Source organism: Gaetbulibacter jejuensis (assembly GCF_039524015.1).
Lineage (GTDB): Bacteria > Bacteroidota > Bacteroidia > Flavobacteriales > Flavobacteriaceae > Gaetbulibacter_B > Gaetbulibacter_B jejuensis.
Window position 1 is genome coordinate 227,579 of the sequence record NZ_BAAAGF010000003.1, and the last position, 17,820, is coordinate 245,398.

A 17,820-nucleotide genomic window follows, 5' to 3' on the forward strand; every position below is an offset into this window, starting at 1 on the left:
TAACAATTGCGTATTTATTTATTTAAAATATTATTTATCAGATATTTAATATATTTTACTTAAAGTGAAAATATATATAAAATTATTAAATATGAAACAATAATAATCTGCATATCATATTATTTGTTACATTTGTAACACCAAATCTTAAATTTGTATGTTTACAATGATAAACAACGAAGAATTCATTATCCGACTACAAAAAGTCATCGATTTTTATGGTGAAAGCGCATCGTCTTTTGCAGAAAAAATTGGTGTGCAACGCTCTAGTATTTCGCATATACTTTCAGGACGAAATAAGCCTAGTTTAGATTTTGTTTTGAAAGTGCTACACTCCTATCCCGAAGTTGAATTGTATTGGTTAATGAATGGTAAGGGAGAATTTCCTGCTACCGAAAAGCAAAAAATTGTTCAACCCGAAATTAAAACTATTGAAACAATAACCCAATCACCTTCTCCTACTTCAAATTCATCTGAAAAGAAAATAAATAGAATTGTGATATTTTATGACGATGGTACTTTTGAAGATTTTGTTAAATAGTTTTACTCACATTCTTTTTATAATAGCAACAAATAAATTGGTAGGTTTCTTTTCGTAATTTTGTATTACAATTAACTTTTATGAGACTACTTATTTGTATTTGCTTTTTAGCCTTGTTTTCGAGCTGTTTTCAAACTGAACGTAATTGTAGTGATTACAAAACAGGAACTTTTGAATTTTCTTATCTCGACAATGGTGTAGAGAAAACTGCAAAATTTACCAGAACGGAAGATTATAGTATTGATTTCATTGAAGGAAAAGCTGATTCGTCTTCTGTACGATGGATAAACGACTGCGAGTTTATTTTAAAAAAACTACACCCTAAGTCTACACAAGAAGCAAAAGCTATACACATGAAAATTCTAAATACAACTGACAATTCATATACGTTTGAATACACCTATGCTGTAAAAGAGCAAAATAGATCTAACCGTGTTGAAAAAGGAGTTGCCACTAAAATCGATTAAAAAATGTTAGAGTTTTTACTTACACCAGATGCTATAATGGCATTGTTAACATTGACATTCCTTGAAATCATCTTAGGAATAGACAATATCGTTTTCATATCTATTGCTGCCAACAAGCTACCTGAACACCAACGTAGCAAAGCCACAAACATTGGTTTACTACTAGCCATGTTACAACGTATTATTTTGTTGTTTTTCGTTTCCTTTTTAATTGGACTTAAAGAGCCTTTTTATACGATAGATAACTCTTGGCTACATGTTGGTATTAGTTGGCAAGCTATTATTTTATTTGTTGGTGGACTTTTTCTTATCTATAAAAGTACTTCTGAAATTAGAGAAAAAGTTGAAACTCCAAGCCATGACGAAAATAATGTAAAACACAAAAAAATCACCTCGTTATCGCAAGCCATTACTCAAATTTTAATTATTGACTTTATCTTTTCGGTAGACTCTATTTTAACTGCTGTAGGAATGACCAATGGTTTACACCCAAACCATAATTACGCTTTAGTACTTATGATTATTGCTGTAGTTATTTCAATAATAATTATGATAGGTTTTGCAAACCCAATTAGAAAATTTATAGACACACATCCAAGTATGCAAATATTAGGATTAGCGTTTCTAATACTTATTGGTTTTATGCTTATTACTGAAGCTGCGCATTTATCTCACACTTCTGTTTTTGGACAAACTGTTGGAGCTATACCAAAAGGATATTTGTACTTTGCTATAGCATTTTCACTGTTTGTAGAATTTTTAAATTACAGAGTTACAAAAAACAAGAACAAATAAATTTTGTTCTTAGCTAATTAAAGCTTAAAACAGTGTAATTTGTCCTTCTTCATCAGTTTCAAAATTGTTGTCGTCATTATTAGTTGAACTGTTTGATGAATTCGACTCTGGCTTATTGTCGCTTGATGCTTTAGGAGCATTGTCATCATTACTAACTTCAGTTTCGTCAACAACCTCTATATCATCAGCAGGCACTTCCTCTGGAGCTTCATAAGGCAATGGCTCAAGTAAGCTTACTTGGTTTACTTTGTCTTTTGTTAGTTGATTCCCTAAAGCTGTAATTCCTTTAATAGCAATAAACTCTTCAAGATTAATTTCTAAATTAGGTTTACGGTCTTTACCTCTTTCTTTGGTAAATTCAATTTCAGCAACAGGTTTCCAATCGGTTGAAACAATTTCTAAACGAGACTCAGGATGTTCCGAGATAAAAACTTCTTCCTTTCCTTCATTCTCAATTAAAAAGCGCTTGACATAGTACAACTCTTTTTCGCCATTATAATATATAGCTGAAATAGGCTTTTTAGGCACCCATTTTTCCATGACAATCATATCGTCATCAAAATGCGTGGTAATTTCAGGAATAATAGTCTTTACTATACCAGATTGAGTTATGATTAAAATACGATCTTCTCCTCTAAACTCACCAACCAGCTCTCCTCTACCATCAACATTTAATCGTTGTACAGTATCATCAAACCAGATTTTCCTTGGTTTTAAAGTTGAAACTCCTTTTTCTTTAAGCTCAATGCGTTTTACAGAGTATTTAGTAACTAAATTTCCTTTAGAAGCTCGACCTTTTATAAGTACATCGGCAAAATCCAAATCCCATTTTAGCTTTTTGATGCTACCTACTTGACGTAACAAAACAGTTACCACTTCTGCTTCGCCATTAGGATTAGCAGAGAAATAATACACTAAAGAGCTCTTCGAGCCATTAGTTAAATCGTACTCTCTATCTCGAGTTATTGAAGTTACGGCAAAACGTTTTACATACGTTGGACCTCCTTTTCCATCTCTATAAATCATATTATAGATGGTACGCTTGTCCTTTTTCTTAAATACAGCTACGTGAATAATGTCTTTACCAATAAATGTTTTTGAATCCACTTTGGTAACCATCATTTTGCCTTCTCGTGTAAATACTATAATGTCATCAATATCACTACAATCGCACACATACTCATCTCTTTTAAGCGAAGTACCTACAAAACCTTCCTCTCTATTCACATAAAGTTTTGTGTTTCTAATTACAACTTTTGTAGCATCAACATCATCAAACACACGAATTTCGGTCATTCGCTCCTTACCTTCGCCATAGTCTTTTTTCAATCGCTCAAAATAAGCAATAGCATAGTCGATAAGGTTATCTAAATGGTGTTTTACTTCGGCGATTTGTTCTTCAAGAGCATCTATTTTTTGTTGTGCTTTTTCAATATCAAATTTTGAAATACGCTTAATTCGTATTTCAGTTAATCTAACAATATCGTCTTCAGTAATTGCGCGTTTTAGATGTTTAATATGTGGCTGAAGTCCTTTATCTATAGCTTTTATAACACCTTCCCAAGTTTCTTCTTCTTCAATATCACGATAAATTCTGTTTTCAATGAAAATACGCTCTAAAGATGCAAAATGCCACTGCTCTTCAAACTCTCCTAGCTTTATTTCTAATTCACTTTTTAAAAGCTGAACAGTATTGTCTGTAGAACGACGTAACATTTCAGAGACACCAATAAATAAGGGTTTGTTATCTTCAATAACACAACCTAATGGCGAAATTGAGGTCTCGCAATTGGTAAACGCATAAAGTGCATCAATGGTTTTATCAGGCGAAATTCCGTTAGGTAAATGCACAAGTATTTCTACTTCTGCTGCAGTATTGTCTTCAATCTTTTTAATCTTGATTTTTCCTTTTTCATTCGCCTTAAGGATAGAATCAATTAATGAAGAGGTGTTAGTACCAAAAGGAATTTCGGTAATTACCAAAGTATTTTTATCTAACTGAGAAATTTTTGCTCTAACACGAACTTTACCTCCTCTGTTTCCATCATTATAGTTAGTAAAATCAGCGATTCCTGCAGTAGGGAAATCTGGATATATTGTAAAGCGCTTTCCTTTTAAGTGTTTAACAGAAGCATCGATTAACTCAATAAAGTTGTGAGGTAAAATTTTAGTTGACAGTCCAACTGCAATACCTTCTCCACCTTGAGCTAATAATAACGGAAACATCACAGGAAGGTTTACAGGCTCTTTACGACGACCGTCATAACTAGCTTGCCACTCAGTAATTTTTGGGTTATACACCACATCTAAAGCAAATTTAGATAAGCGTGCTTCAATATAACGCGATGCTGCAGCACTATCTCCTGTAAGAATATTTCCCCAGTTTCCTTGGGTATCAATGAGTAAATCTTTTTGACCAATTTGTACCATGGCATCAGCAATACTTGCATCTCCATGAGGATGGTACTGCATAGTATGACCAACTATATTAGCTACTTTGTTATAACGACCATCATCTAAGTCTTTCATAGAGTGCATAATACGTCGTTGAACTGGTTTAAAACCATCTTCAATTGCTGGTACAGCACGTTCTAGAATTACATACGATGCGTAATCCAAAAACCAGTCTTTATACATACCAGTAACTCTGGTAATTGTTTCCTGGTTATCGTCATGTTCATTCAACAAATCGTCTTTTTCTTCGCTCATTAATTAGTGTTGTTTTCGGTTTAGTTTAATCATTTTACTCAATGACTGTCTTATATACTTGCGCTTTTTTTTAGAAACCAAAGTTACATTAAAACGTTCTTTTTTTGTGTGTCCTCTTCTATCTTTAATATAAAGTATTAAGCCTTTATAAATTATAAAATTCACAAACTTATATCCTGTGAGATTTTCTTTTTCAAACTCTACAGTATGCTCACGATAGTTAAAATGATCTGAAAGTAATAAACCTTTATTAGACACTACTACTTTAAGTCCATCACTATCATACTCAAAATATTTAGAAATACTATGCACCACAAAGAACAAAAACGCAAAACTTAAGGCTATAATGACAAATGTAAGTAACGGATTGCTAGTTAAATCCTTAAATGCGCTAAAAACGGTTGCAAAAAATATGGCAAGCACTATCAGTATAAAATATACCGATATTATCACATTTCTAACTTTTGAGTTGTTGGTTCTCATACACTCTCCTCAACGATATCTAACTCAACTTTAAGGTTATTAATGATAAATTCTTGTCTGTCTGGTGTGTTTTTACCCATATAAAACGACAGTAATTCTTCAATAGACATGTCTTTGTCTAACATTACAGGATCTAAACGAATATCTTCGCCAATAAAGTGTTTAAACTCATCTGGTGAAATCTCACCAAGACCTTTAAATCGTGTGATTTCTGGTTTTGGCTTTAATTCTTCTATAGCATTTAGACGTTCTTCGTCTGTATAGCAATAAATGGTTTTTTTCTTATTACGAACCCTAAATAAAGGTGTTTGTAATATATATAAATGCCCTTCTTTTATAACTTCTGGGAAAAATTGCAGGAAAAACGTAATCAACAACAATCTAATATGCATACCATCAACATCGGCATCAGTAGCAATAACCACATTGTTATAACGTAAGTCTTCTAATGACTCTTCAATATTTAAAGCTGCTTGTAATAGGTTGAACTCTTCGTTTTCGTATACAATTTTCTTACTTAGTCCATAGCAGTTTAAAGGCTTTCCTTTTAAGCTGAAAACCGCTTGAGTATTCACGTCTCTAGACTTTGTAATACTTCCTGATGCAGAATCTCCCTCAGTAATAAATAAGGTAGTTTCTAAGTTTCTTTCGTTTTTGGTATCACCAAAATGAACACGACAGTCTCTTAATTTTTTATTATGAAGACTTGCCTTTTTAGCTCTGTCTTTTGCAAGCTTTCTAATTCCTGACAATTCTTTACGCTCGCGTTCTGCCTGTAAAATTTTACGTTGAATTTTCTCTGCAGTATCAGGGTTTTTATGTAAAAAATTGTCTAAGTATGTTTTTATAAAGTCATTTACATAAGTTCTTACAGTGGGCAAATCGCCTCCCATATCAGTTGAACCTAATTTTGTTTTCGTTTGACTTTCAAAAACAGGCTCCATTACTTTTATTGAAATAGCAGCAACTATAGATTTTCTAACATCTGAAGCTTCATAGTTTTTACCGTAAAATTCACGAATGGTCTTCACTAAAGCTTCTCTAAAAGCCGCTAAGTGCGTACCTCCTTGAGTGGTATTTTGTCCGTTAACAAAAGAATGATATTGTTCGCTATACTGCGTTTTACTGTGAGTTAAAGCTATTTCAATATCGTCGCCTTTTAAATGCACAATTGGATATAGCACATCAGTCTCACTAATGTTTTCTGACAGTAAATCTTTAAGACCATTTTCACTATAATACTTTTCTCCATTAAAGACAATGGTTAATCCAGGATTTAAGTACACATAGTTTTTGAGCATTTTTTCTACATACTCATTTCTATACTTATAGTTTTTAAATATGGTTTCGTCAGGAATAAAAGATACTTTGGTTCCTTTTCGTCTAGATGTATCGTCTAAAGTTTCTTGGTTTGTAAGATTTCCTTGTTCAAACTCTGCTGAAGCTGATTTTCCATCACGTGTAGATTCTACTCTAAAATAGTTTGATAATGCGTTTACAGCTTTTGTACCAACACCATTAAGTCCTACCGATTTTTTAAACGCTCTAGAATCGTACTTACCACCTGTATTCATTTTAGACACAACATCTACAACTTTACCAAGCGGAATGCCACGTCCATAATCTCGAACTATAACCTTGTTTCCTTGTATGGAAATTTCAATGGTTTTTCCTGCTCCCATGACATACTCGTCAATAGAGTTATCTAATACTTCTTTTAAAAGAATGTAAATACCATCGTCTGGAGATGAGCCATCACCAAGTTTACCAATATACATTCCAGGACGCATTCTAATATGTTCCTTCCAGTCGAGTGAGCGTATATTATCTTCGGTATAATTGGTTTGTTCTGACATAGAATTGAGTGAATTTAGTGATAGGATGCTAATATAATATATCACTTTAAAAAATGAAATACACAACCCATAAAGTAATTAACAATAAAAAAGCCTATGTCGTTGATAACGTAGGCTAAGAGGTTAAAAATTTGCTAATGAGGAGCAAATCTATTTTTTAGCTGAATCTTCAATAGCTGATTTTAAATATTCAACCCTACTTTTAAGTAAACTTTTGGCATAATTTCTCATAATTACCTTCTTAGTCATTTTTCCTAAAAATCCATAAGGCAATTCAAAACTAAGAACATTTACAAGTAACGTTTTTTCTCCGTAAGCTTTAAAGTGAAATTCATTACGAAAGGACTCAAAAATACCTTCAACCATTTCTTCTACAAAATAATTATGTGCTTCAAGTTCTGAAATTTTCAATGTTAAATGTTGAAGAAACCCAAAATGCTCTTCTTCCCAACTCACCCATTCACCTAATTCTAATATTCCAGAAGTTTTACCAGATACAGCTCTTAATGATGCTCTGTCTAGGGATTGTTCATGAATAGCTACATCTCGAGCTAAATCAAAGCACAATTTTATATTCGCATTGATTAAAGTTTCTGTTTTTATAGAGGGCATATGTTTAGCTAACTTATTAGATCACAAGACTTAGTCTTTGCTTTTAAAGTTTAGACACAACATATTAACAAAGTCACATAAAAAAGTAACATTATACATTAAATAGGAAATGCATAACATCACCATCTTTTACAATGTAGTTTTTACCTTCAACTCGCATCTTTCCTGCTTCTTTAACTTTTGCTTCGCTACCATAGCTTGTGTAATCACTGTAAGCGATTACTTCAGCACGAATGAAACCTTTTTCAAAATCGGTATGAATTACTCCTGCAGCTTGTGGTGCAGTTGCTCCAATATTTACTGTCCATGCTCTAACCTCTTTAACACCAGCAGTAAAATACGTTTGAAGACTTAACAGTTTATAAGCAGCTCTAATTAATTTTGATGAACCAGGTTCTTCTAGACCTATGTCTTGTAAAAACATTTGGCGTTCTTCATAATCATCTAGCTCATTAATATCTGCCTCAGTACCTACAGCTAACACCAATACTTCGGCATTTTCATCTTTTACAGCTTCTCTTACTTGTTCAACATAAGCATTACCTGAAACAGCAGAACCTTCATCAACATTACAAACATACATTACTGGTTTATCTGTTATAAATTGTAGCGGCTTAACGAATTCTAAATAATCATCTTCAGAAACTTCAACAGCTCTCACAGAAACTCCAGACTCTAAACCTGCTTTTAGCTTACTTAAGACTTCTTCTTCTTTTTGTGCTTCTTTGTTTCCTGTTTTTGCAGCACGCTTAACCTTGTCAAGTTTCTTTTCAACGGTTTCTAAATCTTTTAGCTGAAGTTCCATATCAATGGTTTCCTTATCCCTTATAGGGTTTACATTTCCATCAACATGTACAATATTATCATTATCAAAGCAACGTAACACATGTAGAATTGCATCAGTTTCTCTAATGTTTGCTAAAAATTGATTTCCTAAACCTTCACCTTTACTTGCTCCTTTAACTAAACCTGCAATATCAACAATCTCAACAGTTGCAGGAATAACACGCTCAGGTTTTACTAATTCTTCAAGTTTTTCGAGTCTTGGGTCTGGTACATTTACCACTCCTACGTTAGGCTCGATAGTACAAAACGGAAAGTTTGCACTTTGCGCTTTAGCATTAGACAAACAATTGAACAACGTTGATTTACCTACGTTTGGCAATCCTACAATTCCTGCTTTCATAATTTATTTGGCAATTAAATTTAATGTATAAAACCAAGTGTTTGGTTTAGCGTGTGCAAAGGTAGACATTTAGTTATAATCAACAACAAAATAATTACTACTAAATACTAAGCCTAAACTAAGGATTTAAAGTCGTTAAAATCTATTAAGTTAAGTATTCGTTTTCTGTCTTTTGAAAAGGTATTGTAGTAACTTTATTTGCTTAACAAGGTTTTCAATCTTTTTTATTTAATACGCTTACCTTGTGTACTAAACGACAAGCCTTGTTGTCCCATAGTAGAAATCATTATAGCTTCAAATAAAGGTTCAGGAGCATTGTTTGGAGTTACCCAATCAAAAACAAAATTACCTCCTGTACCTCCACTTCTATCAGATTCTTTTATTACAATCTCCAATGTTTCCAACGGTTTTAAAAACACAGGAAAATCAATATGTTTTTTTACTAAATCACCATGAGTATCATACAAATCTGCCGCTTTAAGATAAATAGTATCTGTTCTACTCACATTTCGCATACTTATTGTAGCTGTAAGATTATGTGTTCTATGTTCGGTTAAACTATAAATCTGCGAGTAGACTGACAAGTAAGTACTTCCACTATTTTTTAATAATGAATCATTTACCGTTGTTGCTTTTCTTTCGTTCCAATTTACCGACTGAAGCAAATCATCAACATTATTTTGTGTTTCATTACACGAAAACAAAAAAAGAACCAAAACACAAATTACACTTATATAACGCATTATATTTTTTTTACTAAAATAAGATATAGCTAACAAAAAACCCCAAGTTAAACTTGAGGTTTTTAAATTTTAATACTAAAAATGTTTTTTTTAATCCTCAGGATGCATAAATGCTTGTTTTCCTAACAACTCTTCATCTGTTTCAACATGGTCGTCATCAGGCACACAACAATCCACAGGACATACTGCTGCGCATTGTGGCTCTTCATGAAACCCTTTACACTCAGTACATTTATCAGGAACTATATAATAAATTTCATCACTAATAGGTTCTTGTGCCTCATCAGCATCTACTTGCTTTCCGTTTGGTAACACTACCGAACCAGATAAACTAGTTCCATCATTATACCTCCAATCGTCAGCACCTTCATAAATTGCTGTATTTGGGCATTCTGGTTCGCAAGCGCCACAGTTAATGCATTCGTCTGTTATAATTATTGCCATAGGTTGTTCTTGGTTTTTTGAATTTTATTTAATCCATAAAATAAAACTCAGGTTCACTTTCATTTTTCTAACTTTGCACAACAAAAATAAAGCCAAAACAATTCATAACCAAACTAAGAATGAATTTAGAACAAAGAATTAATGCATTCGTAAAATTAGGCAAGTTTTTAAGTCAATTTACTACAGAAGGTTACTCAAAAAAAGACACTATTCTTCACAACGAATTATTTTTTGATGGCTTTAAACATCAAATTAAAATTTCCGAAGAGCAAAATGGTTGGTTTACTGAAAGTAATGTTTTATTTGCTTTAGAAGGATGGAGCAAATCACTTGAAATAGAAAACATTAAAGAATGGATTAAGAACTATAACTTTAACATAGTAAACCCTAAAAAAATTGCCATTATAATGGCAGGAAATATTCCTTTAGTTGGCTTTCATGATTTTTTATCTGTCTTAATGTCTGGTCATGATGTGTTAGTTAAGCAATCATCAAACGATAAGAGCTTGCTTCCTTTTTTAGCTAAATATATAGAGTATGTTGAACCAGGTTTTAAAGGTAAAATTAGTTTTACAGAAGAAAAACTAAACAATTTTGACGCTGTAATAGCTACAGGAAGTGATAATACCGCACGCTATTTTGAATATTACTTTAAAGACAAACCTTCTATAATTAGAAAAAATAGAAATTCGGTTGCTATACTTACAGGAAATGAAACTGAAGAGCAGCTAGATAGTTTATCTGAAGATATTTTTAGATACTATGGCTTGGGTTGTAGGAGTGTTTCTAAGTTATTTGTACCAAAAGGTTATGATTTTGACAAGTTCTTTAAGGCAATGTATAAATGGAACCCTATTATCAATCAAGCTAAATACGCTAACAATTACGACTACAACAAAGCAGTGTATTTAATGAGTGAATTTGATATGCTTGAGAACGGGTTTTTAATGATTAAAGAAGATAAAAGCTACGCTTCGCCAATAGCAACTGTATTTTATGAATACTATGATAGTATTGACACACTTAAAGAAACACTAACTGAAGATTCTGACAAAATTCAATGTATAGTTTCCGATGGTATTTTTGCATCTGAAATTGCTTTTGGCAACACTCAAAAACCAAATCTTTGGGATTATGCAGATAATGTAGATACCATTGAATTTTTGTTAAAAATATAGTTGATAAATTATAGATTATTTAACGACTTTTTTAATAGAATTTACCACCTTTGTCAAGACTACATTTAAACATTTACAAGAATGAAAAGACACAATTTTAGCGCAGGACCTTGCGTATTACCAAGAGAAGTTATTGAAAAATCTGCTCAAGCAGTTTTAGATTACGACAACGGTTTATCGCTAATAGAAATATCCCATCGTAGTAAAGCGTTTGTAGACGTTATGGAAAACGCCAGAGCATTAGCTCTTGAACTTTTAGGTCTAGAAGGTAAAGGCTACAAAGCATTATTTCTTCAAGGTGGAGCAAGTACTCAGTTTTTAATGGTTGCGCTTAACATGTTAGAAAAAAGAGCTGGTTACCTTAACACAGGTACTTGGAGCGCTAAAGCCATTAAAGAAGCTCAAATTTATGACGACATTTACGAAGTAGCGTCTTCTAAAGATGCTAACTATAACTATATCCCGAAAGGATATGATATCCCAACTGATTACGATTATTTTCACTGTACATCAAACAACACCATTTTTGGAACACAGATAAAAGAATTTCCTGATTGTCCAATACCTATGGTATGTGATATGAGTAGTGATATTTTTTCTCGTCAACTAGATTTTTCAAAGTTTGACATTATATATGCAGGAGCTCAAAAAAACATGGGTCCAGCAGGTACTACTCTAGTTGTTGTTAAAGAAGATGTACTAGGGAAAGTATCTCGTAAAATCCCTTCAATGATGGATTATAAAGTGCATATTGATAAAAGCAGCATGTTTAATACACCTCCTGTTTTTGCAGTATACACATCAATGCTTACTCTAGAATGGTTAAAAAACCTAGGAGGTATTGAAGCTATTGAAAAAGAAAACGAGAAAAAAGCACAGTTAATTTATTCTGAAATTGACCTAAACCCACTCTTTAAAGGATTCGCTACAAAAGCAGACCGTTCAAACATGAATGCTACATTTACTCTTGAAAACGAAGACCTTAAAGAAACATTTGACACTATGGTAAAAGATGCAGGAATTAATGGTTTAAATGGTCATAGAAGTGTTGGTGGCTACAGAGCTTCAATGTATAATGCACTTCCATTAGAAAGTGTTGCTGTACTTGTTGAAGTTATGAGCGAATTAGAACGAAAAGCATAATTCAAAAATTAGTAAACCAGTTGCAGTATGCAGTTGGTTTTACTCAAATTATAAAAAATAATTAACCCTAAAAGTTTAAGCTAATTGTTTCACAGCTTTTAGTCCATAACTTTTAACTTTTAACTTAAATAATGAAAGTATTAGCAAACGATGGTGTTTCTCAAAGTGGTATTGATGCTTTAGAAAATGCAGGTTTTGAAGTAAACACTACAACAGTTGCTCAAGAGCAATTGGCAAATTATTTAAACGACAATCAAATAGATGTACTTTTAGTGCGTAGTGCAACTAAAGTTAGAAAAGACATTATCGACAATTGTCCAAATTTAAAAATCATTGGTCGTGGTGGTGTTGGTATGGATAATATTGATGTTGACTATGCTCGCAGCAAAGGCATTCACGTTATAAACACACCAGCAGCTTCTTCACATTCGGTTGCTGAACTTGTTTTTGCTCACCTATTAGGTCTTTCAAGATTTTTACATCAATCTAATAGAGATATGCCTTTAGAAGGTGATAGTAATTTTAAAGGTCTTAAGAAAAACTATTCTAAAGGAACTGAATTAAAAGGAAAAACAATAGGTGTAATTGGTTTTGGACGAATTGGTCAAGCTACAGCAAAAGTAGCTTTAGGACTTGGTATGAAAGTACTTGCATTTGACCCTTTTATTGAAAAAACCGATTTAGAGTTAGAGTTTTTTGACGGTCAAAAATTAAGTTTTGAAATAAAAACCATTTCAAAAGAAGACGTTTTAAAACAATCAGATTTTATTACACTTCATGTACCTGCTCAAAAAGACTACGTTATTGACAAAGCTGAGTTTGACACTATGAAAGATGGTGTAATTATAGCTAATGCTGCTCGTGGTGGTGTCATTAATGAAGTTGCCTTGGTAGAAGCCATTACATCAGGTAAAGTTGCAAGTGCTGCGTTAGATGTTTTTGAAAAAGAACCTAAACCAGAAATTCAATTATTAATGAATCCTTCGTTATCGCTTACACCTCATACAGGAGCTGCAACTAACGAAGCACAAGATAGAATTGGAACCGAACTAGCCACTCAAATTATAGAGTTGCTAAAATAATAATGTGACCAAATCATTAAAAGTGAGTCCTAATTAATACAATTAGGACTTTTTTTGTAAATTGTATAGTCATTTTATTAACCAAATAACAATTAAAAATCATGTCAGGTATACTAGACTTATTAAACAGCGACCTAGGAAAAACTATCATTAGTGGAGTTTCTGGGCAAACCAATCAACCAGAAGACAAAACAAGCAGTGTATTAACAATGGCTTTGCCTGTTTTAATGCAAGCAATGAAACGAAATGCTTCTACTCCTCAAGGAGCTGAAGGATTATTAGGCGCATTAAACAACTCTAAACACGATGGAAGTATCTTAGATAATCTTGGTGGATTATTTAGTGGTGGTGTTGACTCTAGTGTGCTAGACGATGGAAGCAAAATTTTAGGACATGTACTTGGAAACAAGCAACAAAATGTAACTAATACCTTAGGTGCTAAGTCTGGTATGGATGCTGCTTCTGTAGCACAAATACTTAAAGTAGCAGCTCCTATTTTAATGGGTGTTTTAGGTAAAGAAAGTAGACAAAGTAATGTATCTAGTCAATCAGGACTTGAAGGACTTTTAGGAGGTTTAATTAAAGGAAACTCTCCACAACAAGAACAAAGCTTTTTAGAATCGATACTTGATGCTGATGGCGACGGAAGTGTAATTGATGATGTTGCAGGAATGGTTCTTGGAGGAAACAAAAAGAAAAGTGGATTAGGAGGACTTCTAGGAGGCTTATTTGGAAACAAATAAATTTTTCTAAATCATAAATACTAAAAGCCAAACGAAATGTTTGGCTTTTTCTGTAGTGTTAAATGAGTTAAAAACCAATAATTTAAGGCATAATTTTTGTACCTTTAACAGAAACGTTTAGCTATGAAAGCCTTTGTTTACACAATACTGTTAGCGCTTTTTGTCTTTAGTTGCAACAGCACAAAAACTGTTACTGAAAATTCTACTCCTAAAACAATTTCAGAAGAAGACACAGTTAGAATAACTAATGATGAACTAGAGTATGAAATCATTATTATTGAACCAGGTTTTAATACTTGGTTACAAAGTGTTGCAAGACCTGAAGGCTACTATTCTCAAGATTTTTTAGAAAACAGAAACTTACAATACGTTATAGCTTGGAACCAACGTGTTATGCAGCCTCAACAATTCAATCCAGATCTTTACGCTATGCAAATTGACTATCAAAATGGAATTGATTATGGCTATGAGGTAAATTATAAACTGTACAACTACTTTATCTATTTCCAACTCACTTACAAACAAAAATTAGCAGGCTTCGTTCCTAGAATTTAAACTATATTTGCATAGCAAAAATTGCTATGAAAAAATTTAAAGAAAACTGGGAAATACAACATAACTGGCAACTACTCTTTCCAATTATAGGTATAGTTGCTTTACTCTACTCTTCCTACAAACTTTCATCTTTGTTTATAGATACAGTTTGGTTAATAGTATTAGTGAGTGTCCCTGTTTTTTATGCCTTGCTTAAGTTCTTTTTATTTCTTTTTAAAAAACTGGAAAAGAAATGGATATTACAATACAAGTGGGAAATGATTAGGGTTTTTATTGTATTTGCTATAACTGGATCAACTTCGGCATATATAGGCAAGCCTATTTTTTCATTGCTTGGAATTACTAAAGAAAACTTAAACCCTATAGTTTATTGGGTTTTATTTATTATTATTGGGCTCATTTTTTACCAACTGCTTTTGGTGTTTTTTGGATGGCTCTTTGGTCAGTTCAATTTCTTTTGGGAATTTGAAAAAAAGATGCTTCGTAGGTTTGGTTTAAAACGGTTTATTGATTGATGCAGCAAACAAAACGACATATTTTTATAAAATTATCAGCACTTTTATTAGTGCTTGGGTTGTTTGCACCTGAAGCTGAAAAGTTTGCACACGCATTCAATCATCATAAGCATGAAGTTTGTCATGGAGAAAGTGAAACTCACCTTCATACACTAGATGTAGATTGTAGCTTTTATAAATTTAAGCTTAATAATTCTTACACTCTTCCTGAGTTTAATTTCGAAATCCCTGAAATAAGAGACAACCACGAAATAATAGTATCTCAATACTTCTTTTTAAGTGATTATCAACGCTTACATTTTTCCTTAAGAGGGCCTCCTTTGTTTGTTTAGAACTTCATTTTCTATTATTACAAACAAAACAATTACAATGAAAAAAATATTTTTTGGCTTATTTATAGCTTTAAGTTGCTATACATATGGTCAAGATTGCAATTACACTTTTTTAGGAGAAGTTAAGGATTTCCATGATAAATCTTCCATCCCTTCTGCAACTATCTATATAAACGAACAAGACAAGTATATAGTTTCAGATTTTGATGGAAAGTTTAAAATAGAAAACCTATGCTCTGGTACAATAACATTAACTATTTCTCATATAGGTTGTGAAACAAAAACAGTTTCATATCAAGTTAATAATGATGTGTTTAAAGAAATTTATTTAGAACACCATTTAGAAGAGTTAACTGAAGTTGTTGTGAATTCTAATCTTAAAACAGAAAACACTAGCATAGAGCAATCTCTTAATAAAGAAATCATTGAAAATTACACCGACAAATCTCTTGGTGATGCACTAAACTCTTTAAGTGGAGTTTCGTCTTTAAATACTGGAAACACTATTGTAAAACCAATGATTCATGGTTTACACAGTAGCAGACTATTAATTATCAATAATAATGTACGTTTATTTGACCAAGAATGGGGAGATGAACATGCACCAAATATTGATATTAACTCTAGCAACAAAATAGAAGTTGTTAAAGGCGCAAACACCTTAAAATATGGTAGTGATGCCGTTGGTGGATTAATTTTAGTAAAGCCTAAAAAATATTCTCCTGTAGATAGTTTATTTGGAAGCACAATGCTATCATTAAACTCAAATGGTCGTGGAGGTAATATCAATACCGAACTCGTAAAAACGTTTAAATCGGGTTATTATGCTAAGCTACAATCTAGTTACAAGCAGTTTGGAGATTTTAAAGCACCTGATTATTATTTAACAAATAGTGGACTTAAAAATTTCAACGCTTCTTTAACAGCTGGTTACAATAGCTTTGAAAAAGGTTTTGATGCTTATTACAGTGTAGTAAGCAATGAAATAGCTATTCTACAATCGTCACACATAGGTAATGTAAACGATTTGGTTACAGCTATTAACAGTAAAGAACCTAGAGTTATTGAAGATTTTTCTTATGATATAGATTATCCAAAGCAAGAAATTTTACATCATTTAGGAAAAATTGAAGCTTACAAACGTTTTAAGGGTTTAGGGAAACTATCTGTTCAATATGATTTACAAATTAATAGACGTAAAGAGTTTGATTTAAGAAGAGGTGATTTAGCTAACACACCAGTTATTGATCTTAGATTATTTACAAACGCTTTACAATCTAATTTGCATATTGATTATATAGATGACCTTAAAATTGACACAGGTATCATGGTGCGTTATCAACAAAACGATGCTATCTCTGGTACTGGAGCAAGTCCTTTAATTCCCGATTTTGACAAATACGATGCAAGTATTTATGCTATAGGAAACTATGATTTAAGTGATACTGCTGAGTTAAGTGCAGGAATACGTTATGATTACTCGAGGATAGAAGCCACAAAATGGTATAATATTTCTGACTGGGAAGACAATAACTACGATGAGTTATTCCCTCAGTTTGAATCAAACACAACTGATAATTCTCAAATATTGACTTATCCTGAGTTTTCATATCATAACATATCTGCTAATCTTGGGTATTCAAAACAATTTAATAACGATATGTCAATATATCTTAATTACGGATTAGCAACAAGAGTTCCTAATCCGTCAGAATTGTTTAGCGACGGTTTACACCATAGTGCAGCAAGAATAGAAACAGGTTTGTTAACACTAAATAAAGAAGTTGCCCATAAATTTGTGGCTTCTTTTGAACGTAATAATGAAAATTTAGGATTTTCAATTAGTCCGTATTACAAGTATATAAATGATTATATACAACTCATTCCTGTTGGAATTACCACCACAATAAGAGGTGCTTTTCCTGTTTGGGAATACAATCAAATTAACGCGCAAATATTTGGTGTTGATATAGATGTAAATAAGAAAATTAGCAACTCATTTAATTATAACGGAAGCATAAGCCTATTAAAAGGTGATAACAAATCTGATGACATTCCTTTAATACTTATGCCTGCTACTAATTTTTCAAACAGAATATCTTACTATAAAGAAGACCTAAACCAGTTAACTATTGGTTTAAGTCACAAAACTGTATTACAACAAAACAGATATCCTGATTATAATTTTTACACCTTCAACCCTATTTCGCAAGAAGATGTGTATGTAGATATTAGCTCTACGCCATCTGCCTATTCCCTATTTGGTTTTAACAGTTCAATGAATTTTAAAGCGTTTAAAAAAGGGAACTTAAAACTAGAATTTAATATAGAAAACCTATTTAACACATCTTACAGAGAACATCTTAACAGACTAAGGTACTTTGCTGATGAATTGGGTAGGAACTTCAATTTAAAAATTAAAATAAATTACTAAAA

Annotated in this window: 18 protein-coding genes; 11 read left to right on the forward strand and 7 right to left on the reverse strand. The window is 32.3% G+C overall.

Translation table 11 applies throughout. The annotated features are described in order from the left end of the window. Window positions 1–166 precede the first annotated feature (166 nt). The 3 genes from ABD011_RS10630 (at window position 167) to ABD011_RS10640 (ending at window position 1,803) form a co-directional block, all read left to right on the forward strand. On the forward strand, window positions 167–541 hold the full coding sequence (locus ABD011_RS10630) for a helix-turn-helix domain-containing protein (RefSeq protein WP_134199017.1): 375 nt from the start codon (window positions 167–169) through the stop codon (window positions 539–541). 80 nt (window positions 542–621) lie between these two features. Then, window positions 622–1,008 (forward strand): hypothetical protein, encoded by a 387-nt coding sequence (locus ABD011_RS10635; protein WP_129760132.1) that lies wholly within the window; start codon window positions 622–624, stop codon window positions 1,006–1,008. 3 nt (window positions 1,009–1,011) lie between these two features. Then, window positions 1,012–1,803: a TerC family protein gene (locus ABD011_RS10640; protein ID WP_343798142.1), complete on the forward strand. Its 792-nt coding sequence runs from the start codon at window positions 1,012–1,014 to the stop codon at window positions 1,801–1,803. Window positions 1,804–1,827: 24 nt separating this feature from the next. Here the strand turns inward: ABD011_RS10640 and ABD011_RS10645 are convergent, their stop codons facing one another. From ABD011_RS10645 to ABD011_RS10675, 7 genes are all read right to left on the reverse strand, one after another. Next, complete coding sequence (locus ABD011_RS10645; protein WP_343798144.1) at window positions 1,828–4,512, reverse strand: DNA gyrase/topoisomerase IV subunit A; 2,685 nt, start codon at window positions 4,510–4,512, stop codon at window positions 1,828–1,830. Between the two features lie 3 nt (window positions 4,513–4,515). Further along, window positions 4,516–4,995: a hypothetical protein gene (locus tag ABD011_RS10650; RefSeq protein ID WP_131506790.1), complete on the reverse strand. Its 480-nt coding sequence runs from the start codon at window positions 4,993–4,995 to the stop codon at window positions 4,516–4,518. Then, window positions 4,992–6,851 (reverse strand): DNA topoisomerase IV subunit B, encoded by a 1,860-nt coding sequence (locus tag ABD011_RS10655; RefSeq protein ID WP_134199023.1) that lies wholly within the window; start codon window positions 6,849–6,851, stop codon window positions 4,992–4,994. Before ABD011_RS10655 ends, ABD011_RS10650 begins: the two co-directional genes overlap by 4 nt. 150 nt (window positions 6,852–7,001) lie before the next feature. After that, window positions 7,002–7,463, reverse strand: coding sequence for an SRPBCC family protein (locus ABD011_RS10660; RefSeq protein ID WP_343798147.1), 462 nt, complete (start codon window positions 7,461–7,463; stop codon window positions 7,002–7,004). Window positions 7,464–7,554: 91 nt separating this feature from the next. Next, a complete protein-coding gene (gene ychF / locus ABD011_RS10665) occupies window positions 7,555–8,649 on the reverse strand; it encodes a redox-regulated ATPase YchF (protein ID WP_343798149.1) in 1,095 nt (364 codons plus the stop codon). Between the two features lie 224 nt (window positions 8,650–8,873). Beyond that, complete coding sequence (locus ABD011_RS10670; RefSeq protein ID WP_343798151.1) at window positions 8,874–9,392, reverse strand: DUF3124 domain-containing protein; 519 nt, start codon at window positions 9,390–9,392, stop codon at window positions 8,874–8,876. 90 nt (window positions 9,393–9,482) lie between these two features. Then, window positions 9,483–9,836 (reverse strand): 4Fe-4S dicluster domain-containing protein, encoded by a 354-nt coding sequence (locus tag ABD011_RS10675; RefSeq protein ID WP_129760141.1) that lies wholly within the window; start codon window positions 9,834–9,836, stop codon window positions 9,483–9,485. Between the two features lie 119 nt (window positions 9,837–9,955). On the opposite strand from ABD011_RS10675, the gene ABD011_RS10680 reads away from it, so the two are divergent. The 8 genes from ABD011_RS10680 (at window position 9,956) to ABD011_RS10715 (ending at window position 17,818) form a co-directional block, all read left to right on the forward strand. After that, window positions 9,956–11,014, forward strand: a complete 1,059-nt coding sequence (locus tag ABD011_RS10680) for an acyl-CoA reductase (RefSeq protein ID WP_343798154.1) — start codon at window positions 9,956–9,958, stop codon at window positions 11,012–11,014. 81 nt (window positions 11,015–11,095) lie between these two features. Beyond that, window positions 11,096–12,157, forward strand: coding sequence for a 3-phosphoserine/phosphohydroxythreonine transaminase (serC, locus tag ABD011_RS10685; RefSeq protein WP_129760143.1), 1,062 nt, complete (start codon window positions 11,096–11,098; stop codon window positions 12,155–12,157). A gap of 131 nt (window positions 12,158–12,288) precedes the next feature. Further along, window positions 12,289–13,239, forward strand: coding sequence for a D-2-hydroxyacid dehydrogenase (locus ABD011_RS10690; RefSeq protein ID WP_262732744.1), 951 nt, complete (start codon window positions 12,289–12,291; stop codon window positions 13,237–13,239). A 101-nt stretch (window positions 13,240–13,340) separates the two neighbouring features. Then, entirely contained in the window at window positions 13,341–13,982 is a 642-nt protein-coding gene (locus ABD011_RS10695) for a DUF937 domain-containing protein (protein ID WP_129760145.1), read from the forward strand. Window positions 13,983–14,105: 123 nt separating this feature from the next. Continuing rightward, complete coding sequence (locus tag ABD011_RS10700; protein WP_131506804.1) at window positions 14,106–14,537, forward strand: DUF6146 family protein; 432 nt, start codon at window positions 14,106–14,108, stop codon at window positions 14,535–14,537. Between the two features lie 26 nt (window positions 14,538–14,563). Then, entirely contained in the window at window positions 14,564–15,052 is a 489-nt protein-coding gene (locus tag ABD011_RS10705) for a DUF6787 family protein (protein ID WP_343798159.1), read from the forward strand. After that, window positions 15,052–15,384 (forward strand): hypothetical protein, encoded by a 333-nt coding sequence (locus tag ABD011_RS10710; protein WP_131506807.1) that lies wholly within the window; start codon window positions 15,052–15,054, stop codon window positions 15,382–15,384. Before ABD011_RS10705 ends, ABD011_RS10710 begins: the two co-directional genes overlap by 1 nt. Before the next feature lie 37 nt (window positions 15,385–15,421). Further along, entirely contained in the window at window positions 15,422–17,818 is a 2,397-nt protein-coding gene (locus ABD011_RS10715) for a TonB-dependent receptor (protein WP_343798162.1), read from the forward strand. Window positions 17,819–17,820 lie beyond the last annotated feature (2 nt).